22 protein-coding genes and 1 pseudogene are annotated in these 21,666 nt (G+C 67.2%); 13 read left to right on the forward strand and 10 right to left on the reverse strand.

Features of this window, described 5'->3' with window-relative positions:
- Positions 1–448: 448 nt before the first annotated feature.
- Positions 449–1,638, forward strand: a protein-coding gene (locus tag FL344_RS25000) for an IS3 family transposase (RefSeq protein WP_141620278.1) whose coding sequence is annotated in 2 segments (ribosomal slippage) — positions 449–728 and positions 728–1,638 — 1,191 coding nt in all. Because the reading frame shifts where the segments join, the coding sequence is not laid out codon by codon here.
- Between the two features lie 122 nt (positions 1,639–1,760).
- Here FL344_RS25000 and FL344_RS25005 read toward each other — a convergent pair.
- The 8 genes and pseudogenes from FL344_RS25005 to FL344_RS25045 form a co-directional block, all read right to left on the reverse strand.
- Positions 1,761–2,528, reverse strand: a complete 768-nt coding sequence (locus FL344_RS25005) for a phospholipase D family protein (RefSeq protein ID WP_141620279.1) — start codon at positions 2,526–2,528, stop codon at positions 1,761–1,763.
- A gap of 115 nt (positions 2,529–2,643) precedes the next feature.
- Positions 2,644–2,754: pseudogene (locus tag FL344_RS40100) on the reverse strand (AT hook motif domain protein); the annotation flags it as partial.
- Between the two features lie 397 nt (positions 2,755–3,151).
- Positions 3,152–4,039 carry an AT hook motif domain protein gene (locus FL344_RS39310; protein ID WP_228565350.1) on the reverse strand — a complete coding sequence of 296 codons (888 nt, stop codon included), beginning with the start codon at positions 4,037–4,039 and terminating at the stop codon, positions 3,152–3,154.
- An 8-nt stretch (positions 4,040–4,047) separates the two neighbouring features.
- The gene (locus tag FL344_RS25025; RefSeq protein ID WP_141620280.1) at positions 4,048–4,878 is read right to left on the reverse strand and encodes a hypothetical protein; all 831 of its coding nucleotides are present in this window, start codon (positions 4,876–4,878) and stop codon (positions 4,048–4,050) included.
- The gene (locus tag FL344_RS25030; RefSeq protein ID WP_228565352.1) at positions 4,854–5,120 is read right to left on the reverse strand and encodes a hypothetical protein; all 267 of its coding nucleotides are present in this window, start codon (positions 5,118–5,120) and stop codon (positions 4,854–4,856) included. The genes FL344_RS25025 and FL344_RS25030 overlap by 25 nt, the downstream gene beginning before the upstream one ends.
- Before the next feature lie 68 nt (positions 5,121–5,188).
- Positions 5,189–5,848, reverse strand: coding sequence for a 3'-5' exonuclease (locus FL344_RS25035; RefSeq protein WP_141620282.1), 660 nt, complete (start codon positions 5,846–5,848; stop codon positions 5,189–5,191).
- Complete coding sequence (locus FL344_RS25040) at positions 5,849–7,024, reverse strand: PD-(D/E)XK nuclease family protein (protein WP_141620283.1); 1,176 nt, start codon at positions 7,022–7,024, stop codon at positions 5,849–5,851.
- Positions 7,025–7,154: 130 nt separating this feature from the next.
- Positions 7,155–7,766: a hypothetical protein gene (locus FL344_RS25045; RefSeq protein WP_141620284.1), complete on the reverse strand. Its 612-nt coding sequence runs from the start codon at positions 7,764–7,766 to the stop codon at positions 7,155–7,157.
- Between the two features lie 1,579 nt (positions 7,767–9,345).
- On the opposite strand from FL344_RS25045, the gene FL344_RS25050 reads away from it, so the two are divergent.
- The 12 genes from FL344_RS25050 to FL344_RS25110 all read left to right on the forward strand — a co-directional run bounded on the left by FL344_RS25050 (position 9,346) and on the right by FL344_RS25110 (position 20,497).
- Positions 9,346–10,155: a sigma-70 family RNA polymerase sigma factor gene (locus tag FL344_RS25050; protein ID WP_141620285.1), complete on the forward strand. Its 810-nt coding sequence runs from the start codon at positions 9,346–9,348 to the stop codon at positions 10,153–10,155.
- Between the two features lie 155 nt (positions 10,156–10,310).
- Positions 10,311–10,649, forward strand: a complete 339-nt coding sequence (locus FL344_RS25055) for a hypothetical protein (protein ID WP_141620286.1) — start codon at positions 10,311–10,313, stop codon at positions 10,647–10,649.
- Between the two features lie 5 nt (positions 10,650–10,654).
- Positions 10,655–11,398, forward strand: a complete 744-nt coding sequence (locus FL344_RS25060; protein WP_141620287.1) for a hypothetical protein — start codon at positions 10,655–10,657, stop codon at positions 11,396–11,398.
- 494 nt (positions 11,399–11,892) lie between these two features.
- Positions 11,893–12,042, forward strand: coding sequence for a hypothetical protein (locus FL344_RS25070; protein WP_194863241.1), 150 nt, complete (start codon positions 11,893–11,895; stop codon positions 12,040–12,042).
- A 23-nt stretch (positions 12,043–12,065) separates the two neighbouring features.
- Complete coding sequence (locus tag FL344_RS25075) at positions 12,066–15,254, forward strand: hypothetical protein (RefSeq protein ID WP_141620288.1); 3,189 nt, start codon at positions 12,066–12,068, stop codon at positions 15,252–15,254.
- A gap of 109 nt (positions 15,255–15,363) precedes the next feature.
- Positions 15,364–15,543 (forward strand): hypothetical protein, encoded by a 180-nt coding sequence (locus tag FL344_RS25080; RefSeq protein WP_141620289.1) that lies wholly within the window; start codon positions 15,364–15,366, stop codon positions 15,541–15,543.
- Positions 15,544–15,634: 91 nt separating this feature from the next.
- Positions 15,635–16,192: a DUF2924 domain-containing protein gene (locus FL344_RS25085; RefSeq protein WP_141620290.1), complete on the forward strand. Its 558-nt coding sequence runs from the start codon at positions 15,635–15,637 to the stop codon at positions 16,190–16,192.
- Entirely contained in the window at positions 16,189–16,392 is a 204-nt protein-coding gene (locus FL344_RS25090; protein WP_011551988.1) for a hypothetical protein, read from the forward strand. Before FL344_RS25085 ends, FL344_RS25090 begins: the two co-directional genes overlap by 4 nt.
- On the forward strand, positions 16,389–17,936 hold the full coding sequence (locus FL344_RS25095; RefSeq protein WP_141620291.1) for a recombinase family protein: 1,548 nt from the start codon (positions 16,389–16,391) through the stop codon (positions 17,934–17,936). Before FL344_RS25090 ends, FL344_RS25095 begins: the two co-directional genes overlap by 4 nt.
- Positions 17,933–18,355 carry a hypothetical protein gene (locus tag FL344_RS25100; protein WP_141620292.1) on the forward strand — a complete coding sequence of 141 codons (423 nt, stop codon included), beginning with the start codon at positions 17,933–17,935 and terminating at the stop codon, positions 18,353–18,355. Before FL344_RS25095 ends, FL344_RS25100 begins: the two co-directional genes overlap by 4 nt.
- 112 nt (positions 18,356–18,467) lie before the next feature.
- On the forward strand, positions 18,468–18,968 hold the full coding sequence (locus FL344_RS25105; protein WP_141620293.1) for a PspA: 501 nt from the start codon (positions 18,468–18,470) through the stop codon (positions 18,966–18,968).
- A gap of 353 nt (positions 18,969–19,321) precedes the next feature.
- On the forward strand, positions 19,322–20,497 hold the full coding sequence (locus FL344_RS25110; RefSeq protein ID WP_141620294.1) for a serine/threonine-protein kinase: 1,176 nt from the start codon (positions 19,322–19,324) through the stop codon (positions 20,495–20,497).
- 190 nt (positions 20,498–20,687) lie between these two features.
- Here FL344_RS25110 and FL344_RS25115 read toward each other — a convergent pair whose 3' ends face one another.
- Both FL344_RS25115 and FL344_RS25120 read right to left on the reverse strand, forming a co-directional pair.
- Positions 20,688–21,026 carry a helix-turn-helix domain-containing protein gene (locus FL344_RS25115; protein WP_141620295.1) on the reverse strand — a complete coding sequence of 113 codons (339 nt, stop codon included), beginning with the start codon at positions 21,024–21,026 and terminating at the stop codon, positions 20,688–20,690.
- Between the two features lie 53 nt (positions 21,027–21,079).
- A complete protein-coding gene (locus tag FL344_RS25120; protein WP_141620296.1) occupies positions 21,080–21,481 on the reverse strand; it encodes a helix-turn-helix transcriptional regulator in 402 nt (133 codons plus the stop codon).
- Positions 21,482–21,666: the final 185 nt, after the last annotated feature.

The following is a 21,666-nucleotide window of genomic DNA, read 5'->3' on the forward strand; positions in this document are numbered from 1 at the left end:
GGCCGGGGAAGTGAACGGCGCGCTGGCGTCCGGCCCGCTGGACGGAGTGTGCTTCCGGGCCCGAATTATGGCCCGGAGCGATACCGCGGCGCTCGAGCACCTGGTGGCTGTCCGCCGTAACCTCGCGAAACTACGGGGGCTGTGGCGCCAGGCGTGTGCATCCGCGCGCCAGGTAGAGCTCCCGGGGGAAAGTGACCAGGCCAGGCCTGGCGCGGCGAAAGTGAACGGCGAAACTGAACGCGAAAGTGTCCGCGTTCACTTACCGGAGGGCGCTCTCAGGCGGGGTCGGCGGGGGCCGCGACGTCCGTGGGAGGGGCCACGAGGGCGTCGTCCTTGGGGCTTTCCGGGGCGACTGTGTCGAGGTCTTCGTCGTCGCTACTGGCCATCTCCGCATCCTGAGCTTGGCCCAGTTCCGTGGACACCCGAGATGTGATGGAAGGAGCACGGGATGTCCGCAACTGACGAGAAGCCGAAGAAGCCCCGCCGGCCGCGCCGGGAGTTCAGCGCGGAGTTCAAGGCCGGAGCGGTGAAGCTGGTGCAGGAGGGCAAGTCCATCCCTCAGGTTGCCCGCGACTTGGACCTGACGGAGTCGGCACTGCGCCTGTGGGTGGAGCAGGTGAAGACGGACCGGGGTGAGGGCAAGCCTGGGGCCCTGACAACGGACGAGCGCGAGGAACTCTCCCGGCTACGCAAGGAGAACCGCGAACTGCGACTGGAGCGGGAGATACTAAAAAATGCGGCGGCCTTCTTCGCGAAGGAGATGAAGTGAAATTCGCCTTCATCGACGCGAAGAAGGCCCTCTTTCCAGTCGCCACGCTCTGCCGTCACCTGGGCGTCTCCCGTAGTGGCTACTACGCCTGGATGAAGCGTCCCGAGCAGTCCGAGCGCGCGAAGAGCGACCAGGCCCTCGGCGTCGAGGTGCTGGCCGTGCACCAAGAGAGCCGGGGTACGTACGGCGCTCCGCGGGTGCATGCGGAGCTGAAGGCGCGCGGCCGACGGGTGGCGCGCAAGCGCGTGGCTCGGCTGATGCGCCAGGCAGGGCTGCGCGCTCGTACTCGGCGCCGATTCGTGCGGACCACCGACTCCGCGCACCGCCACCCCGTGGCTCCGAATTCACTGGAGAGGAACTTCCAACCCGGCCAGCCCGCACGCGCCTGGGTGGGCGACATCACCTACGTCTGGACCGAGGAGGGCTGGTTGTACCTGGCCGTGCTCTTGGACCTCTTCAGCCGCAAGGTGGTGGGCTGGGCGATGGGCGAGAGAATCGACCGGCACCTGGTGCTGAGTGCGCTCGAGATGGCGCTGCTGGGCCACCCCGCTCCCGAACTGCACCACTCGGACCGCGGCAGCCAATACGCCAGTGAGGACTACCGCCAATTGCTCGAGGAGCGCGGCATTGCGGGCAGCATGTCGCGCAAGGGCAACTGCTGGGACAACGCCGTGGCAGAGAGCTTCTTCTCCACGCTGAAGCAGGAGTTGGTCTACCTCACCCGCTTCGAGACACGCACGGCGGCCAAGGGGGCACTGTTCGAGTACATTGAGGTATTCTACAACCGGAAGCGTCGCCACTCGTCGCTGGGTTACGTCAGCCCAGCCGAGTACGAGCGGATGGCCGCAACGAAGAGGCTGGCAGCATAGTCAACCTGTCCACCGAACCGGGCCAAGCCCATCCACCTCGCCGTGCTCAATGCGCGACGCCTCGGCCGACCATACCGAAGCTAGTCAATCACCCTCGCGCGTCGGCTACCTGGGAGTAGGGCTCACTCGACGACTCCAAGGTGCTTAAGCCGTTTCGACACGCTCTTGGGCGTGCGTTGAAGTGCCTGCGCGATGCTTATCAGCGGTAGCTTTTGAGAGAAGAGTTCCTGCGCCAAGGCATCTTCTTGAGCTGTCCAGGGATGAAAGGCGCGAGGGTTGTTTCGGCGCGAACTCGCGACAGGCCCTGCAGGCGAACGGTGCGTTCTTTCATGGGGAGGAGCATCACTTGGATGGGGTGCGCTCTGCACCGTTGGTGTTGACCTCGGAGAGATGTCGGCGCTCCCACTCTCCGGTGCCAGCACGTGGCCGCACAAGTAGGGGGCAGAGCCTTCGACGCACTTCTTCACCATGGCCCGACGCTCCGCATAACCAGCAGACGCCTCGTGGACAGTGTAGAGGATGCCTGTCTCGTACCCCTTCGCCATGGAGCTGAAGACGAGGTTCATCGATGTCTCGATGACAGCAGCGTCGCTCAGATACATCTTGAGGTGGAGCCATGGCACTTGGCGGATGCTCACGCCGGCTGCCGCCAACTTCTGTAGGGCCAGGTGCCGCCTCGCGTTGAACGGCTGGTTCGAGCGGATGACAAGCGTGACGCGAGCGCCGCGAGTGGGTGCCGCTGTGAGAGCGTCGACCAGTCTTCCCCACGGATGAAAGTAGGGGCTGATGAGCACGATGCGGCTCTTTGCCGAACGGATGAGCTCGACAACAGCGGGGCCAATCTCCCTGGCCTCAAGTCGCTGCCCCTGTGCGCTGTGTCCCTGGTTCACGGGCGCAGAGCTTACTCCCGCTCCACCGGAACCTCGATGGCGCGAGAGGGGGCCTCTTTATGTTGGTTCAGCCTGGGGCGCCCTCGTCCTCGTCGCCGCTCTCCACCTCCACCTCCACCTCCGCGTCCACCTCGCCGCGCTCAGCCGGAGTCGTCTCGCGCGCAGCACGCAGGGCCTGGGCGTGCCGGGCCTGGAGGCCCTCCAACGAGAAGGTGGCGCGCAGCTCCGGGGAATGCACGCGTTAGGCTGAGCTACTCAACTGACCTCTGCCGTGGCTCGGTGGGAGACCGTAATGGAGGACGCTTCAGAAAATCGTTCCGATGGTGTCCTTCACCACCCTATAGCGGAATGTGAATGCCGAACCCGTACTGCACGGTGCCCATCCCGCAGCGAGGGCTTTTTTGATGATGTCGCGGACGAGGGCGGGGGTCACGCCCGTTTGGTGCGGTGCAATCCAGTTATCGGGGCGGCTGACGCATAGGTCGACGACCAGAACTCGTCGGGGCCCTTCTGCGCTTACTTGAATGGCAAGGCGCATCGGAGTCTGGAGGGCTCCCTGTGAATACGTTGGCTTCTTTCGGATGCGCCATTCGTATTCGGACTCTCCCATGCGAACGCGACGGCTACCCCTCTTGGGAATCGTCATCCGCACCAATACTACTCCATTCCGCATCCACCTCGCCGCGCTCGGAGGGCGTCGTCTCACGCGCAGCGCGCAGTGCCTGGGCGTGCCGGGCCTGGAGGCCCTCCAGGGAGAAGCTGGCGTGCAGCTCCTGGCGGGAGTCAGCGCCGCCCATGACGAACTCCTTGAGCCTCACCATGGTGTTGAAGTCGGTGGGGTTGTCGACGCGCACGCGCCCCTCGGACAGTGCTTCCTCGAAGCCGAGGAGGTAGCCGTCAATCATCTTCAGGGCGTCGTCCTTGGAGACGGCGATGGCGTTGGCGCGCAGTTCAATCAGCTTCTGGTCCGCCTTGGTGGCGATGCGCGTCTTGGCTTCCTCGCGGCGGCGCAGGCAGTTGTGCTCCTTCGCGTAGTTGGCGACGAGGGAGGTGGCGACACCGAAGCGCTCGGCCAGCTCGCGGTACGAGGCGTAGCTCGTCATGGTGGAGCCGTCGGGGAGCGTCTTCACATCGCCGAAGACGAGGGCGCGGTCCAGCTCCTGGCGTGGGAGGGCGGGCTCCTCGGACTTCCGGGGGCGGCCCGTCTTGCGCTTCGGAGGAGGTGGCGCTTCGTCCAGCGCGGGCGTCTCGTCCGGCTGCTGGCCCGCGAGGAGGCGCTTGCGGCGGCCGAGGCAGTCGTGCTGCTGGGCGTACCGGGCGACGGCGCTGTGGGCGACGCCGAAGCGCTCGGCCAGCTCGCGCAAGGAAGGGAAGCGCCGCTTCACACGGCCCCGCGTGGTGGGCACCTCCTCGCCTTCCACGAGGAGCTTGTCCACCTCGGAATGGGGCAGCCGAGGGCCTTCGGACTTCGTGGGGCGCCCCAGCTTCTTGAGGGGCTTCTTCTGGGCCATGCCTTCCCTCAGCAGCCTCCGGGGGGCTGTGCTGCGGCGTCCACGTCCTGGGTGCGCAGGCGCTGCAGCAGCCGCGTGCGCTGGCGCTTCAGCCGCTGGTACACCCGCTCGACCTCGGTGGTGTCGCCCTCGATGAGGCGGCTGACGTAGGCGCGCAGCTTCTCGCGCCGGACGACGGTGGCCATGAGGACTTCGACGTCGCTGCGAGGCAGGGTGGCACGGGCCAGGTGCACCAGCACCGCGTCCCTCCGAACAAAGCTCCGCCGGACGCTGGGCCGCCTGACGCTCTCCACCGGCGCGGAGGGGCGTGAGTCGGGCAGCCACTCGGCGAGCTGCGCCTGCGTGTACGTCTCGTGCTGCTCCGCGCGCTCCTTGCGCAGGTGCCGGAACACCTCGCGCGCCGTCTGCTGGCGCAGACGTGCCGCAGTCCAGTCACCCCAGCGCGAGAGGGGGAAGGCGCGCGCGACGGACAGGAAGGTGGCGAGGACGAGCTGGTCGAGGTCCTCTTTGGGCACCGCGTTGCCGATGATGCGGCGGCGCAGACGCGTCAGCATGGGGGCGTAGGCGGAGGCGAGGGCAGCCGTCCACGCCGGGCTGGAGGAGGCCTGGATTTCGGCCACCAGGGCCCGGGTGAGGGCCTCGCGCTCCGGGTACGTCTCCTCGCGCGCGTCACCCAACGCGGCCAGCACCGATTCGAGCGTGGCATGGCGGGCGAGGGCCGGCCGCCTCGTGCGTGCAGCCGCGAAGACGGCCTGGTGGCGAGGGGCGAGCGCCTCCACACGCAGCAGGCCCAGGAGGTGGCCGAAGAAGTCACTCACCGAGGACGGGCCTCCCACCACTCGCGCACCAACTCAAGGAAGTCGTCCAACTGCATGGTGACGAGGGGCGGCTGCCCGTCGTCCTTGCACACGGCCAGGGGCCAGCGGCCCGGCGGGCACGTCTCCACCGCTTGGCGCATGGCCTCGCGGACGTTGGTGCGCCGATGGGCTTTCGATTCCACCCAGAAGCAAGGCACCTCGACGTCCGGTACCTCTTCACCACTGCGGTACTGGAGGCCGCGGCGGATGAGAGCGTCGGGCATGGCGTCGCGGAAGCGGTGGACGAGGGCCCGTTCCCAATCGGCACCCTTGCGACGAGAGGAGGCGCCGCTCACGAGACACCTCCCGACTCCTCCATCAGCCGCTCCATGTGGCCACCCCGGGCCATGCGCACCGCGAGGCAACGGGCCACCTCTAGCGCGCAGCGGGCGTCCGCCATGGCGCGGTGGGGCGAGGGCCGGTGGAGGCCGAAGCGCTTCGCCAGGGCATTGAGGGAGAGGGACTCCACCTCGCCCGTGGCGAGCAGCGGCCACGCGAGGCTGGCGGTGTCGAGGCGGTGGTAGTCGACGCGGGGCAGGGCCAGCTCGCTGCGGCGGTAGCCCTCGACGAGGAATCCCCAGTCGAAGCTGGTGTTATGGCCGGCCACGAGAGTGCCAGCCAGAAGAGGCGTCACGGTGGCCAAGACTTCCTGGAGCGGCAACGCATCCCGCCACTCCGCGTCGGAGTAGCCGCACACGGCCAGGGCTTCGGGGTGCGCGTCGGCCAGCCGGGTGGGCTTCACGCGGGCCTCGTACTCAGCCAGCACCTTGAGGCTGCGAGCGTCGACGCGGAGGATGGCCACCTCCAGCACCTCGTGCCGGGAGGCGTCCAAGCCTGTCGTCTCCAGGTCGATGAAGGCGAGCGTCCGCAGGTGCGGCGGGAGGCTGGGGAAGAGCGGCTGGTGGAGAGCGGAGACAGGAGTGGTGTCGGAAGCAGGATGAGCGGGCAGCATCTATGCGACCTCTTTGACCCAGAACCTGGGCGAGTGGTGTTTGGCGGCGAGGGAGTCCAGCTCGGCCTTCAGCAGCGCGACGCGCGCGGTGCCCAGGCGCTTGCCCGCGTCCTTCAGCAGCGCTTCGAGGGCCTTCTTCTCGACGCTGGCGAGGCGCTGCACCAGCTCCTCACGGGGGAGGCCAGTGGCCCGGGCCAGCACCGCGACGGTGGGCTCCAGCGGGTAGTCGAGGCTGGTGGTGTTGAACATGCGGTAGCGCGTGCCGGCGAGGACGAGTTCGTCCTTCTCGGCGAGGTGCGCGCGGAGGACGCCCTCCAGTTCCGCCTTGCGCGCGCCGAGAATCTTCGCGAGGTGGGCGACTTCCTGGCGCTCGCGGGCGACGGACTCCAAGTCGGACGTGTCCTCGCAGACGACTTCACGTCGGCCCTCCAGCGCCTGGGCGTAGGCGGGGCAGTCGCGCCGGTGGTCGCAGTACACGCAGTTGGGGTTGAGGCGGGCGGGGAAGGACTCCGCCTTCTCCATCTGCTGGCCCAGCGTCTCGACGTAGGCGAGGGCGGCTTCCAACTGCTCCTCGGTGCGCGTCGTCTCCTGCCGCACGCCGTGGCGCAGCATCCACATGGACAGGCGCACCTTCTTCGCCCAGGGCCAGAGGCGGCGCGCGGCGAGGGCGTAGAGGCTGAGCTGGAGGCTGGAGTCCAGCTCCTCGCGGGTGAAGAGCTGGTGGTTGGATTTATAGTCCATGACGTGGACCGTCTCGTCGTCCACCCAGTCGACGCGGTCGATGAAGCCCAGGACGGTGAAGGGGCCCACCGGCAGGCGGAACTCCTTCTCCACGGCGAGGATGTCGCGGGAGTCCACTCGGCCCTGCTGGCGGACGAAGTCCTGGAGGATGCGGAGGCCCTGCTGAAAGAGGTCCAAACCGGAGAGGCCCGAGGCGGCCCACTCTTCACGGTAGAGCTGGAGGGTGCGCTCCTCGGAGAGACGGCCCACGTACTCGGTGTCGATGACTTCCTGGAGGAGCCGCTCGAGGACGGCGTGCAGCGCTTTGCCGAAGCTCAGCGGCACGCCGGGTTCCGCCGCGCGCTTGTCGAGGTAGTGGAGCTTGTACGACAGCGGGCAAGCCTCGAAGCGGCTCAGCCGGCTGTATGACAAATGCTGGTTTCGCAGGGCGCTCATGACGTGGGCCTCCGGGCCGATGCAGTGGCGTGTCGCGAGACAGTCATCACGCTTTTTTCGAGAGACACATCAAGTCGAAGGGGACACGCAGCACGGCCTCCTGCGTGTGCTTCACAGGCGCGGGGCACGCTCATGGCGACGCCTCCGCGGAGGCCGGCTGCTTCGTGAAGGACAGGACGCGTGAGCCGGGGAAGGCAGACAGGACGCGCACCAGGGTGGCGGCGTGCTCGGGGGTGAGCTCCTTTCGGGGCTGGCCGGTGTAGGCCGGGACGAGCCACACCTCGCCGTAGGTTTCGGAGGCGAAGCACACCTCGGCACCGAGGGACTTGAAGCTGGCAATGTCCTCGTCGGTGAGTCCGCGCAGGGCGGAGAGCGGGGCCTGCGCGTCCAGCTCCTTCACATCGGGAGACGGAGCTGGTGGCGCGGGCTTGGAGGCGGGGGCTGGGGCGAGCTTCTTCGAGCCGGCCTCGCTCAGCGGAAGCCCGAAGAGATCCACCGCAGCCGGGGCAGGCTTCGCCGGAGGCACGGGGACAGGCGGCGCGGCCACGTCACGACGGGGGCGGGCCTGTCGGTTCACTTTCAGCCACTCGGTGCAGGTGCCGCCCACGCCGGGCAGGGTGCAGCCACCGCCAGGCCGGTAGTGCAGGCAGTGCTTGCCCTCGCCGCGGACGTAGGCCTCGCACGTCACGCCGGACGGACGTTGCGGGGCGGGGGTTGGCTGGAGGAGGTGTGTAAGGGCCATGCGCGGAAGTCGGCGGCGCGTGTTTGCCGATACATCCTAAAAGCACCCCATCGCTTCGATTTGGGACAAGAAATCTTTTCGCCCGATTTTATTTTTGATTTTCCCAGACGAGCGAAGCGCCGAGGGAAAGAAGCACAAAGGCATCCGGCGAAGAATCGGGGACACTCCCTCGCCTGTGGACAGCCCCGGGACAGCCCTGGGACAGGGTGCTGTCCACAGGTTTTGCGAGTGATTGCCAGGGGATAAGTGGCTGTGGACAGTGTGGACAGCTTTTGAAGAGTACCCCTACGCCATGTGCGCGCGCACGCGAGGAACCATGTACAAGTGCGCGCACGCGCATACGTGTCTCTCCCTATAAAAACTGTCCACACTGTCCACAGTGGTGTTTTCTTTAGAGAATTCATGGAGTTAAGTGTGGACAGAGAGCTGTCCACAGCTGTCCACGCTGTCCACACCCGCTCGCGATGTAAAAGCGGGTGCGGCTGGTTGTGAAGGCGCACGCGAGCGTGCACGTGGCGTGGGTGGCCGCGCCTATGCCATGGCCTGTGAATGGCCTCAGAACGGCCGGAAACGGCCTCCTGGCACGAGAAAGGGACAGGGGGGCGCCTTCCCCCTGGGGAGAGGGCTCTCGGCGATTCCTGGGGCTTGCTGGGCCGTTATCCACCTGGGGAGGGCCAACGGAAGGGCCGCAGCCCTTGCGCGGTGGATGTGATTGAACTGTGAGGAGACTGTGTTTCACGGAGTGCGCGTCCTGGCTCGTGGACGGCGCGTCTCCACCGCGTGGATGGCGGATGGAGCCATTGGCGCTTCTCCCACCCGTGTAGAGGGTGCCCCGGGCGGTGTCGTCTCGGCATGAAAGTCGCAAAGCGGCTCGCGCATGTCCCCGACGCTGAGACAGCCGATTTTTCACGCGACGGCGCCTTCGCCCGAGAATCAGGGTGTGTTGGCATGGCGCTGAATTCGCGTTTGGCCGTGTATGCCAACACTCGAAGGCTGCATGGTGCGTGTCACCTGCATCCCGTGGAAGGGACGTGTGAATGTCCCCAGTATGGCGATGCCGGTCCTGCGTTTGTGCGCGTTGTCGGGCTTGTCGCACTCAGGTTTCGACGTCTCGTCCGTAGTGTGCGGGCATGTATCAACGCGGTGGTATTGAGGGTTGTGGAGAAGGTGCCGTGAATTCCGGATTCAGCGAGATGTGCGGAGCGATTGCGGCCGGCCTGGTGCTGTCGGTGGGGTTGGGTGTCCAAGTCGTCGCCCGGCTTCAGGCCGACGCGCGGGGGCTGCCTTGTCCCGCTCCTATTGCCCCTGCAGTCGCCCCGATAGTCTCAATACGGCTCGCTCGTCGCTGTCGCGGAGCCACTGGCCGCTGATTTGGGCCTGTGCCGCGTCTGGCCGAATCCCGATTGAGTCCCCACAGCGTCCTGGCGCTCCCACGAATCCGGGAGCTGCTGGACGCTGACGTCGCTTCTCCCGTGGGACTCACCATGCTTCCCCATTCCGCTGGCCCTTGCCGAGCGCTGGGCCAGGACGATGTGCGCCTGTGCGTAGATGCTGGAACACACTTCACGAGGAACTCGGCGTGTCCATTCGGACGGCCGAGGCTCGGCGTGCCTATCGCGTGCTGCGGCGCAACTGGGAGGCGCTCTCTGGCTTCGAGGAGCCGGAGTCCCTTGTTACATTTCTCACTGCGCGCGAAGGCGAGTCTCACGTCAAGGATGGCTTACTCGCTGGCCTCGTCATGCTGGTGCAGATGGGCGCCGCGGCTAACGCCTTCGTGGCGTTGCTGTGGCTGGGCCTCTGGCCAGGGCTGGACAGCGTGTATCGCCGAAGTCTCAGGCGAATGGAGAGTGCGCCTGCAGAGGTGGTCTCCTCGATTGCCGCGTCCTTCATGGGGCTCGTGGCGCGCGTCAACCTGTCCAGCGTCCAGCGGGTGGCCGCGACACTCGTGCTGGGGACGGAGCGCGATGTCCTCAAGGGCTGGCACAAGGAGTTGCAGGCGCAACGCCAACGCGTGCGCCTCGGGACACTGGCGAAAGCAGACGGCGAGGTGTCCTCGGGGCCGTGGCACGTCCCATTCGTGCCTCAAGCCCGCTCCTTCAACGCAGAGGTGGAAGAGCTGCGCGCACGGCTCCTCCCGTTGACGGGCGAGGACACCGACTTGGTGGTGTCCGTCCTTCTTCGCGAGGAGGACTACGTCGAGGCGGGAGCGAGCCTTGGGCTTTCGCCTGAGACTGCGCGCAAGCGCGTCCAGCGGGCCCTGTCGCGCCTGCGGAAAATGAAGAAAAAAATCCCCGAAAAAGATTTCTTGTCCCAAATCGGCGGCTGGGGGTGCTTTTTAGAGTTTGTGGATTTTGAAACTACCGGGAGGACAGCGGGTGGGGGCGACTGACGGGATGCGCGAATCGCATGTCCCCTCCGCGCGCCGCCTGGCTTTGGGGGAGTAACGGGGCCGCCTCTCGCCCCAATCCAATCCTGCTTCGAGACGCCCTGTCCGCCCCGGCGGACAGCAACGCACCTGTATTGCCTACCACCTGGAAGGACTGAATGAAGACAGCTGCGCGAAACAACTTCGAGCACGATGAAACACACGTGCGCTTCTTCGCTCGCATCGACGGACACCGCCTCCGGGTGGTGAGCCGGGGCGACTCAAGGCCAGAAGCGGAGGAGCGCCGCGCGTGCCTCTGCTGCGAGTGCGCTGAGGCGCAGGCCAATGACTACGTCCGCATGCCGGGCCTCTTCCGCCGTTGGGAGTTTCAGCACGTGGTGGACACCGAAGCGGACTTCAACATCGAGGCCGCAGGCTGCACCGCGGACGGCACCGAGCTGTTCTCGGTGTACCGGCGCGAGCGCCCCACCCATACGCATTGCCAGAAGGAGGAGTGAAGCACATGCCCAACATGTGGGAGCAGACGGCCGCGATGGCCAAGCAGTACGAGCAGCAGGGCAGCGCCTGGCTGAAGCTGGCGAACGACGGGGACACCGCCGTCGTCGTCTTCCTCGGGGAACCGTACCCGCGCGAGGTGTGCTTCATCGGAGGCAAGTGCGTCGGCTTCGACGAGAAGATGAAGGCCCAAGGGCACAAGCCCTCGTTGCGCATCACCTACAACCTTGCCCTCTACAGCACTCGTGAGGTGAAGGTGCTGGAGCGGCCCACCGCCTTCTTCGACACGCTCATGGAGGTCCGGGCGAAGTACGGCCTGGAGAAGTGGGCCTTCGAGGTGAAGCGTCACGGGGCCGCCAATGACCCGAAGACGACGTACTCCATCCTCCCGGAGTGCCAGCTGTCTCCGGAAGAGCAGCAGGCATTCCAGGCGCTGCCCCTGCACGACATTCAGAAGCTGCACGCCGCCGAGGCCGCAGGGAATGGGGCCGGGAGTGGAGGGGCCTCGCCCGCAGCCACCTCGAATGCGAAGGCGAGCGAGCCAGTCGACGTGAAGCTCGCGCAGGCAATGGCCACCGCGCTGAAGGCGCTGCCGCGCGAGGCCGTGGACCGCTTCCTCCAGAAGTTCGCCGTCCAGCGCATCCGGGACATCCCGGCGTCGAAGGGGGAACTGGCGCGCGCCTTCGTCGACTCCCTCGTGGCCGAGTACTCCGCGGAGAGTGTCGCGGACGTGGACCCCTTCGGGCCGTGAGCACGCCCCGCTGAAGTTAGTTGCCGTAGCCCTGCGCGAAGGGGGCCTGTTGCGTGCCCCCGACGCGCTTCTCTGAGGAAGACAAGAATGGTGGAAGACTTCTCCGAAATGCACGGGGACGGGGGACGTGTTGTCTCTCGCACCCATGACTCCAGCGTGGGGGCCGCGCCGTCTGCGCCTACGCGCAATACGAGCACGGGCAAGCGAACGCTGCGCGTGCGTGTGGATGCCGGGCTGCGGCTCGCGGCGAGTGACGTGCCGCCCAAGGTGCTGGAGGCCCTCTGCCGCGCGCTCTCCCTGCCCAACCCCGCGTACTGGAAGCTGGTGCGGCTGCGCAAGCGTCCGGGAGCGGAACCCCAGACGCTGTACTTCTTCCGCCAGGACGCGCGCGAGCTGGTGCTGCCGCGCGGGGCCATTTGCCGCGCCTCTCGCGCGTCTTCCTGGCGTACCCCGGCCGCGCGCGTGGACGCACCGTCCAGCGTCTCGGACGCCTCATGCGTCCCCACCCAGAGAAGAAGAGCGCCGTCCTCATCGACTTCGTCGACGGGAAGGTGCCGCTCTTGCGGCGCCACCACGCGGAGCGCTGCCAGCAGTACGCCACGGTGCTGGGGGTAGGAGCAGCGCCCGCGGCTGTCCCTCATTGAACCGAAGCAAGGAGTGCACACCCATGACGACGACATCTACTGAAACCACTCCCAACCCCGAATCCATCCGTTCCACCTGGCGGTGGCTGGCGCACACGCCGCACGGCGTAAGCGAAGTCCGCGTCATCCGCCCGGGAGGCGGAGGCATTGCCGGCCTGGGCTTCTTCGACGACGAGGAGTCCTTCGTCGCGGCATGCGTCGAGGCCAATGCTGCCGGCAATGTGTACGTGGGCATTCAGCCGCGCCCCCGGCGCCTGCTGGAGTTGGCCCCCAACGTCCTCCGTCCCCTCAAGAGTGGGGCGGGCAGCAAGGACATCGAACTGGTGACGGCCACGGTGGTGGACCTGGACCCGGTGCGCCCCAAGGACACGGCCAGCACTGAGGACGAGCTCTCGCTGACGCTCCAGGTGGCGGAAGCCGCCGCGGCCTGGTGCGAAGCGCAGGGCCTCGTCCGCCCGCGGCTGATGATGAGCGGCAACGGAGCGCAGCTGTGGTTCGCCCTGCCACCGCAGTCCCTTGCGGGGGAAGGCCACGCGCGCGTGCAGGCGGGCCTGAAGGCCTTCGAGGCTGAGCTCCGCGCCCGCTTCGCCACCGAGCGCGTGCACGTGGACTCCATCCACGACGTGGCGCGCATCATCAAGGTGGTGGGCACCGTCAGCCGGAAAGGGGTGGGGACAGCGGAGCGGCCTCACCGAGCAGCTCGGGCGCTCGCCGGCTTCGAGCGCGTGGAAGACGCAGTCCTCCTGGAGCGCCTGCTGCGCGCGCCGGTGCAGCAGTCCGTGGCGAACCTGGCGCGTCCAGCCCAGGTGGCGATGCCGCTGGCGCCGGCTGCCTCGGCCCCGCAGGGGACGGTGAAGGCCCGTCGGACGGAGACGGGGGAGTATGACTGGGCGCACCCGGTGGAGATGTGCGGCCCGGTGCAGCGCCTGTGGGAGCAGGGCGCGGAGGACCGGAGCGTCGCCATCTTCAACATGGTGCGCTTCTTCGCGCACAAGGGGCTGGGCCTCGACGAAATCACCGAACTCGTCCTCGAGTACGACAGGCGGGGCCTGGGGAAGCTGAAGGGGAGAGACGGCAAGGCGTACATCTCCAAGGCTTACGAAAAGGTGATGGCCACTGCCCGCGAGGATGGTGCCGTGGCGCCGCCCTGCCACTCCCTCCAGGGCCTGGGCTACTGCCGCGTCAACCGCGAGCCGGACGTGCGCTGCGAGCTCTACGACGTCGTCTTCGACATCGAGAAGGCCGTGGAGGCGCTCGCCACGGTACCGGCCCAGGACGTGGAGTACCGCCTTAAGCCCATTCTGGAGGCCATCGCCCACCGCCCACCGTCCGCGCAAGAGAAGTACCTGGGCCTGCTGGAGGTGCGCACGGGCTTGCCCGCGCAGAAGCTGCGGCTGTCCATGGCCCGTGCCGTGCGCACTTCAGCAGCGGGAGAGGGCGCGGAGGGCGCGGACTCCAAGGGAGGCGGGAAGGGCAGCAGCGGCGACGACACCATCGATGGCGAGGTGTACGAGGACGCCTACTGCTACTACACGGTGACGCAGCGGGGCGAGGCGAAGGCCATTTCCTCCTTCACCTTCACGCCCAGGGCCGTCGTCGAAACCGAGGAAGGGGAGGTGTTCCTCGGGGACATCCGCACGGACAAGGGCACCCACCTGGACGGGGCGCGCTTGCCGCGACGGGCCTTCAGCTCGCGCAAGGAGTTGCTGCACCACCTGCCCTCCGTCCACACTCAGTGGACGGGCAGCGACAACAACGTGCAGGGCCTCTTGCGCGTGGTGGCTCGCCGGCCGGCGCCGCGGCTGCCAGGCACCACGATGCTTGGGGACTTCAAGCGGGGAGCGCACCACGTCTGGGTGGCGCCTGAGTGCACCATTGGGGTGGGGGGCTTCCTCTCAGACTCCCCCGTGGCGTACCTGCCGAATGGCACCTCGCTGGAATTGCGCATTCGCTACGAGGCCACGGACGACGACACCTTTCACGAGGTGGCGAGCACGGTTTTCGAATGCCTCCTGAAAATCAACACGCCCCAGGTGGTGCTTCCGATGCTGGGGTGGTTCTTCGCGACGCCGATGAAGCCGCGCTTCATGGAGAAGGTGGGCTCCTTTCCGCTCCTCTTCATCCACGGGACGCAAGGCAGCGGCAAGTCGAGCATGTGCACCGACGTCTTCTGGCCCCTCTTCGGCGTGCCCTCCTCCGACGCCTACAGCGTGACGGAGACGGAGTTCGCCCTGGTGAAGCTGCTGTCCGCCACGCGCTCCGTGCCCGTGGTGGCCGACGAGTACAAGCCCTACGACATGCCGCTGCACCGCCTCCAGATGCTGCACCGCTACATGCGGCGCCTCTACCGCGGGGAGACAGAGGAGCGTGGCCGCTCGGACTTGTCGGTGGTGAGCTACCGCTTGCAGGCGCCGCTGTGTGTGGCCGGCGAGACACGCCCCACGGAGGCCGCTCTCCTCGAGCGCCTTCTCACCGTCAACCCCGAGAAGGCGACGCTGAAGCGGCGTGACTGCCGGGCGGCCTTCCGCAAGCTGAAGGCCGCCAACCTGGCCCTCTTCGCGCCTCGCTACATTCAATTCTGCCTGGGGCGAAACTTCGACGCGGACTACCGCGTGGCCCGCACCGTGGCGGACGACTTCCTTGAGGGACGTGAAGTGCCACCGCGCGTCGTCGACAACGTGGTGGCCATGCTGCTGGGGCTGCACCTCTTCGAGACATTCGCCCAAGAGTGCGGCTACGCGCTGCCCGTGGACTTGGGGGCCCGCGAAGCTGTCAATGCCGTGCTGGCGGACATCCTTGAGACGGAAGCCGGGGTGAAGAATGCCCTCGACGTCTTCCTGGAGATGCTGAGCGTCATGGCCGTTCAGGGGGAGCTGCGGCACCGGGTGCATTACGCCTTCGAGGGCGAGCGCTTCTGCCTGCACCTGGAGAGCGCCTACGACGCCTTCCGCGCCCACTGCAAGCGCATCGACTACGAGGGCGAAATCGTGGACACGAAGGCGCTGCGGCGCCTGATGCACGAGAATCTCCGCGAGGGGGGCTACGTCGTCGCCCTGAACGAGCGCGTCTGCTTCGACGGGCGGATGAATCGCCGTCGCGCCGTGGTGATGGACTTGTCTCGCACGCGCCTCGTTTCGGCAGAGGAATTCCCGCACTCCCACGACTGGCGTGCGCGCAACAGCGACTACACGGCGGATGACGTCAACGAATAGCCGGCCCGAGCGGTGAGTGCCCTACGGCTGGCAGCCGTGGGGCGCGGAGACGCGTGGGCATGTCCCCAAATGCTTGCAGGTGGCTCTTGTCATGGTGATGGACCCGAGAATGCTGAAGCAGGTTGAGGATGACGTCACGGTGGCTGAGCGGCCAATCCCCGTGCGGCAACGCCGCGAGGATGCAGTGGACGTGTTGTCCGAGGCCCTGTGGGAGTTGTGGCTGCGTCGGCATGCGCAGCCGCAACGACAGACGCCCGCGTGGGGTGCGGAGGAGAGCGCGCATGGCTGAGCCGCAGACTCTCGACTTGTCTTCTTCCGGGGACAGAGCGTCCATGGCTTTCGCCCGAGGGCGTGCTGCCCCGGACGAAGGAGACACCACCATGGCGAAGAAGGGGATTGCACGGGCCGCGCGCAAGGAGCTGGCGGACGTGCCACAGCAGGTGGCCGCCCTGGCCAGCATGTCGGTTCCGGATTTGGCGGCGAAGTACCTGGAGCTGTACGGCGAGCCCACGCGCAGCCGCAACCGGGACTACCTGAAGAAGCGCCTGGCCTTCCGGATTCAGGAGCTGGCCGAAGGGGGCCTCTCCACGCGCGCCGTCGCCCGCATCTCGGAGTTGGGCGACAAGCTGCCAGAGCGCTGGAGGATGCGACAGGTGGAGGAGACGAAGGCCACAGCGTCGCCTCCGCCACCTGCTGTGGCCGAGCGCGCACCCGCTGCGGACGGGCGCGACGCGCGCCTGCCGCCGCCGGGCACGGTGCTGACGCGCGTATTCAAGGGGGCGCAGCACCGGGTGACGGTGCGCGAGGGCGGAATCGAATACGAGGGCCAGCTTCACCGCAGCCTCTCCAGCGTGGCCAAGCTGATTACTGGCACGGCCTGGAATGGCTTCACCTTCTTCGGCATCAAGGACGGCAGCCCGAAGGCGGTGAAGTCATGAGCGGCCCCGCCTTCTTCCAAACGTACATGGGCCAGCGCTTCTACGAGACGACGATGCCGCAGCTCGTCCGCCAACTGGGGCGTCTCAACGACAACGTGGAGCGGCTGGTGGCCGTCGCGGAGCAGCTCGCCGGGCAGAAGGAGGCATCGAGCGCCGAGCCGGCACGCCCGACAACGACAGCGGGGACGGAGGAACCATGAGGAAGAACAAAGCACCGCTCACCGAGGAGAAGCGCTGTGCCGTCTACACGCGCAAGTCCACCGCGGCGGGCCTGGAGATGGAATTCAACAGCCTCGACGCCCAGCGCGAGTCCTGTGTCGCCTACGTGCAGCGCCAGCCCGGCTGGGTGTTGGTGGATGAGAGCTACGACGACGGCGGCTTCACCGGTGCCAATATGGAGCGGCCCGCCTTCCAGCGACTGCTGCAGGACGTGGACGCGGGCCGGGTAGACGTGGTGGTGGTGTACAAGGTGGACCGCCTCTCCCGCAGCCTCCTCGACTTCGCGAAAGTCATGGAGCGCTTCAATGCGGCGGGCGCCTCCTTCGTCTCGGTGACGCAGAACTTCAGCACGGCGGACGCCATGGGGCGGCTGACGTTGAACATGCTGATGTCCTTCGCCGAGTTCGAGCGGGAGATGATTTCCGAGCGGACGCGGGACAAGGTGGCCGCCGCGAGGCGCAAGGGGAAGTGGACGGGAGGACGCGCGCCGCTGGGCTACGAGGTGAAGGACAAGCGCCTCGTGGTGAATGAGTACGAGGCGGTGGTGGTGCGGGAGGCCTTCGAGTTGTACCTCCAGCACCAGCAGGCCTCGGCGGTGGCGCGCCTCCTCAACGAGGCGGGGCGCAAGACGAAGCGATACGAGGCCCAGAGTGGTGCCACACGCGCGGCCCGGAGGTGGACGACGCAGGATGTGCTGCGCCTCTTGAGGAGTCCCCTGTACGCGGGCTTCGTGCCGTATGGTGACGAGACGCACCCGGGCGAGCACCCGGCGATTGTCGACAGGGCCACCTTTCACCGGGTGCAGGACATGCTGGAGGGCCCCGGCATTCAGTACCACGGGCGCAACCCCGACTACGTGCTGCGAGGCCTGTTGCGCTGCGGCCTGTGTGGCGAGGCGATGACGCCCGGCAGCACGCGCAAGGGCGAGCGCGAGTACCGCTACTACCGCTGCGTCACCCGGGACAAGCAGGGGAAGGAGGGGTGCCGGGCCGCCCCCCTTCCGGCAGCCGCCCTGGAGGACTTCGTCGTCGCCCAGCTGCGGGAAGTCTCGGTAGGTGACGGCTTCGCTGCCCAGGTGCATGCCCGCCTCACCGCGCGGCTGGAGGAGAAGCACCAGGCCCTGCGTGTCGAGCGCTCGCAGTTGCCGAGGGACTTGGCCAAGCGCGCTGGGGAGTCGAGGAAGTGGGTGGATTCCCTCGCGAAGCTGGAGGGCCCCGCCCGGCGCCTCGTCGAGGAGAAGCTGACGGCCGCGGAAGAGGAGGTCGCCGGCATGCGGAAGCGGCTGGCGGAGGTGGAGCGCGCCCTGGACGCCATTGAGGGGGAGAAGGTGGAGGCTGCGTGGGTGGTCCAGGCCCTGGCGAACTTCGACGCGGTGTGGGACGCCCTCACCTCGACGAATCGGGGGCGCCTGCTGCGGGCCCTCGTTGGCCGGGTGGTGGTGAACGAGGCGACGGGCCAGGTCGACGTGCATACGGCCCACGCAGGTGAGGCCGCAGCGACTGGGCGCGAGGGGGTGGCGGCGTGAGCGCGAGCCCCGACTCTCAGCCGGCGGATGCCAGCCTCGTCAGCGCGCACTTCCACCGAGTGCGTCGCGCGAAGGTGCGCCTCCGAGGGGGAGCACCACCTCCGCCGCGAGAGGTGGCGCGCCGGCCAGCGCATGTCGCGCGGATGCTGGCCCTGGCGCACCATGTGGAGTTGGCCATTGAGCGAGGCCTCGTGGCGAGCGCAGCGGACGTCGCCGGCCAACTGGGCTTCACCCGGGCTCGCGTGACGCACCTGCTGGACTTGCAACTGCTGGCGCCGGACATCCAGGAGGAGGTGCTATTCCTCGAGGCCGTCGATGGGGCGGAGCCGCTCAGTGAGAGGGGCCTCCGGGCCGTTGCACACGCGGGGACGTGGGAAGCGCAGCGCGAGCGCTGGCGCGAGCTGAAGGCTTCATTCTGAGATGGGAGCCCGAATACCTTGACTCCTTGGTGTAGCGTGAGTGCAAGAAGCTGTCTGTGGTGTTGAAGAATATGCGGGCCGGGTGGCCCGCGAGGAAAGCGAGCGAGAGCACATGCAGAGCGACATGATGAGTGCCATTCAGGCTGCGGTAGCGGAGGAAGTGGGGAAGGCGATGGGCCGGCAGTTGGAGCTGCTGGAGAAGATTGCTCAGTTCCTGGGCATTGAGCCCAGCAGCGCTCGTGCGACGTCCGCGCCGAAGCGCACACTTGCGCCTCCGCCTCCGCCGAAGCGCCCGTCCTCGGTGCCCGTGCGAAAGTGGGCGAGGCAAGAGGCCGCGCCGAAGCCCACGCGGGCCGGGCCCTCGCCCCAGAAGAGCCGTGGGCGCCCGCGCGGAGCGCGACGCACAGCGAATGCCCCAGCCCCCAGCTCCAGTCTCAGCCCCGAGGCGTCCGTCTCCTACGTGGCGGGGCAGGAGGTGCGCTACAAGCAGGGACGGGGCACCTTCTCGGCCAAGGTGAAGGCTGTCGACGAGAAGGCGAGGACGGTGACATTGGAGCGCCTCGGCGACGGAAAGAAGGTGGAGCGGCCCTTTGCGAAGGTGGCCGCTGCCTGATGCCCGATTGAGGGGCGCCTTGTTCGAAAGCGCGATTGCCCTCCTGCGAAGCTTGCATCGGGGGCTGCGTCCCCTCAGTGCAATCCCATGTGCAGGCCGGCCTTCTTCGACCGGTCTGTGTAGGTGCGGTTGCATGCGGGCGGAGACGTGGAGCCGCTGCTCCTGAGACGCTCTGCTTGGTGAGCCTGCCCTGGGTGCCGCGCTACCCCGGTTGGGTATGACGTGCAGGGGGAGTCGTTGAAGGGCGGACAGGAGCAGGTGCCCGTGGTGCGCTCCGCGCCTTCCCAGGTCGCCCTTGTCATGTTAGTGGGTGAGATTGCAATGCACCCAATCAGTACCTAGGACTATTACCCATGGCAAAAGAGCCCGATGAAGTGACGACGGAAAAGCTGCCCTCCAGAGAGCCCGTCGCTCCTCCCACCCCCAGCAATCCACGCTTCCTCTTCATGGTAGGCGAGGTGCGTTTTGAGGCGGTGAGGCTTCTGGAAGTGCGGACGACGGGAGAGGCGCTGATGCTTGCCCAGCGTCGCGTGCCTGGAGGGACATTGACGGGCCCTTGTCTCGTGCGCCGGCTCGCCAGCCCCGCCACTCACATGGAAAGGCGGCGCCTGGTAGAGGAGGTGGAACTCGCCTTTCGCCTCAGCCACCCAGCCATTGCCCAGGTCATTCACCTGGAGTTTGATGATGAGGAGGATTCGCCGTACGTCATCATGGAATACGTCGCTGGCTCGTCGCTCGACACCTTGGTGAACGCGGCCGTCATCCGCGGGCAGCCACTTTCTCAACCCTTCGGGCTCTATGTGGGAGGCGAGTTGGCGGACGCCCTCCACCACGCGCACACACGGGTGGGAGATGACGGCAAACCTCTGGGCATCATCCATCGCGACGTCAGCCCACGGCATGTCTGGGTGGGAGAGCATGGCGAAGTGAAGTTGCTGGACTTTGGCGCGGCCTTCTCTCTGGTGGTGGGGCGCGAGGAGTCGCCGGAGAGTCTTCTCCGCGGGGACGTAGCCTACGCCTCGCCCGAGTACCTTCATCGCCAAGCCCTGACTCCACGTTCGGACATCTTCAGTCTCGGGGTGCTGCTGGTGGAGGTCCTCACCGGACGTCACCTGTTCGATGTGCGGGACTATTCACCGAGGTGGGAGAAGGAGAGTCGGCTGAGGTTGGAGGCGCAACCCACGCTGCCGCTCCAGCAGATGGAGGCGCTCATGGCCGGTTTCGGCCCGGACTTCGTCGAGAAGGCCGTGGCCCCTCTCCCCGAGGACATCAAGGCCGTGCTGCATACCGCGCTACGGGCCAACCCCCAAGAGCGCTTCGCCACGGCGGCGGACATGAGGGACGCTCTGCGTGGCGCGGCCCTCGCGCAGGGTATGGCGCCCTATAGGCGCGAAGAGGTTGCCATGGAAGCGGCCCGCGTGCGGTCCGCGGGCAGCGAGTTGCGCGACGTGGTGGAGTTCGGCGAGGCGGGCATCTATCCCCAAGGGCTCGAGGCGCACGAGCTGGCCGCTCTCAAGAAGAAGGAGTAGACGCTCGCGGGCCGGGAGAGACGCGTGGGGCCTGAAGCCCACGCGTCCCTTAGGAGGTTCGACGCCGCAGCTCGCGTCGGCGACGTCGTTACGCTGGAGGCGCGTGACGGCCTGACGGCGGACGCTCCCAAGGAGCCTCGTGCCGAGGCCGAGGTGGGCACGAGGAGGGGTAGCTGGCTCCGCGCGGGCCTCAACGAGACAGCTCGGCGGCGACGTGGACCAGCGCGGCGAGCTTCCTTTCGTCCATCTTGCGCGCGAGGAACATCAGCCGCCGCAAGGTTCCTGCGTCTTCTGTACGAAGCCTGGGGCCGTCTACAGCAAGGCCCAGAATCTCATCGGAGGAGAGCATCAACTCCGCGCATATCCGGGCAAAGGACTCGATGCCGGGCAACATCTCCCCGCGTTCCAGCCGGCTGTAGACGGGCGGACTGATGCCCACGCGTTCTCCGACTTCAGCTTGGGTGAGGCCCATTTGCTCGCGGGCCGTTCGTGCGGCAGTGCCAATGAGGGCGGACATTTTTTCATTCATAACGTGCTGGGCATTGTAGCTGAGCTGCCGTCTGCGAAGGCGACGACATGCCTTCAGCGCAGGATGGAAAGAAGCTGGAGGAGGGCCTGTGCCTGGCGCTCATCGAGGTGGTGCACGCGGTGCAGCAGCTGATTCCGAGCGGACTCGCCCTCCAGGGGCAGGCTGTGGGGGTAGCCCAGGAGTTCATTCGGCGAGGCCCCCAGGACAGCACAGAGCCGATGCAGGGTGGGGATGCTGGGCAGCATGTGCCCGCGCTCCATCCGGTTGTACACCGTGACAGAGATGGCTGTGCGGCTGGCGACCTCTGCCTGAGTGAGGCGCGCGCGGAGGCGCGCGGCGCGGGCGGCTGCGCCAATGACGAAGGAAAGCGGGGAGCCAAGGGTGGCAGCGCTAAGGGCAGCAGAGCGAAGGGATGGAGATAGTGCAGGCGCCTTGTCGGGGGGGCGGATGTACATCCTGAGATGGTACTTCGCGAGTGGCTTGATTGCACCTAATCAGTGAGAAGTGGATGCATCCGGCTTCGGAGGTGGGCCGGACATTTCGCGCGATTTCCTGGGGCTTCTGGTAGCGTGCGCCTGCGCCGGGAGGAGAGAGAGTTGCATGCGCGAGCCCGCTGTCCTGATGTCCGCCATGTCGCCAG

The sequence above is a fragment of the Myxococcus sp. AB036A genome (genome assembly GCF_006547355.1).
In the GTDB taxonomy this organism is placed as follows: domain Bacteria; phylum Myxococcota; class Myxococcia; order Myxococcales; family Myxococcaceae; genus Myxococcus; species Myxococcus virescens.

Coding starts and splice junctions, on each gene's coding strand:
- FL344_RS25080 (WP_141620289.1), top strand. CDS start 15,364: ATGCTGAAGCAGGTTGAGGATGACGTCACGGTGGCTGAGCGGCCAATC.
- FL344_RS25055 (WP_141620286.1), top strand. CDS start 10,311: ATGAAGACAGCTGCGCGAAACAACTTCGAGCACGATGAAACACACGTG.
- FL344_RS25075 (WP_141620288.1), top strand. CDS start 12,066: ATGACGACGACATCTACTGAAACCACTCCCAACCCCGAATCCATCCGT.
- FL344_RS25095 (WP_141620291.1), top strand. CDS start 16,389: ATGAGGAAGAACAAAGCACCGCTCACCGAGGAGAAGCGCTGTGCCGTC.
- FL344_RS25045 (WP_141620284.1), bottom strand. CDS start 7,766: ATGGCCCTTACACACCTCCTCCAGCCAACCCCCGCCCCGCAACGTCCG.
- FL344_RS25120 (WP_141620296.1), bottom strand. CDS start 21,481: ATGTACATCCGCCCCCCCGACAAGGCGCCTGCACTATCTCCATCCCTT.
- FL344_RS25110 (WP_141620294.1), top strand. CDS start 19,322: ATGGCAAAAGAGCCCGATGAAGTGACGACGGAAAAGCTGCCCTCCAGA.
- FL344_RS25090 (WP_011551988.1), top strand. CDS start 16,189: ATGAGCGGCCCCGCCTTCTTCCAAACGTACATGGGCCAGCGCTTCTAC.
- FL344_RS25115 (WP_141620295.1), bottom strand. CDS start 21,026: ATGAATGAAAAAATGTCCGCCCTCATTGGCACTGCCGCACGAACGGCC.
- FL344_RS25035 (WP_141620282.1), bottom strand. CDS start 5,848: ATGCTGCCCGCTCATCCTGCTTCCGACACCACTCCTGTCTCCGCTCTC.
- FL344_RS25040 (WP_141620283.1), bottom strand. CDS start 7,024: ATGAGCGCCCTGCGAAACCAGCATTTGTCATACAGCCGGCTGAGCCGC.
- FL344_RS39310 (WP_228565350.1), bottom strand. CDS start 4,039: ATGGCCCAGAAGAAGCCCCTCAAGAAGCTGGGGCGCCCCACGAAGTCC.
- FL344_RS25060 (WP_141620287.1), top strand. CDS start 10,655: ATGCCCAACATGTGGGAGCAGACGGCCGCGATGGCCAAGCAGTACGAG.
- FL344_RS25070 (WP_194863241.1), top strand. CDS start 11,893: ATGCGTCCCCACCCAGAGAAGAAGAGCGCCGTCCTCATCGACTTCGTC.
- FL344_RS25030 (WP_228565352.1), bottom strand. CDS start 5,120: ATGCCCGACGCTCTCATCCGCCGCGGCCTCCAGTACCGCAGTGGTGAA.
- FL344_RS25085 (WP_141620290.1), top strand. CDS start 15,635: ATGGCGAAGAAGGGGATTGCACGGGCCGCGCGCAAGGAGCTGGCGGAC.
- FL344_RS25105 (WP_141620293.1), top strand. CDS start 18,468: ATGCAGAGCGACATGATGAGTGCCATTCAGGCTGCGGTAGCGGAGGAA.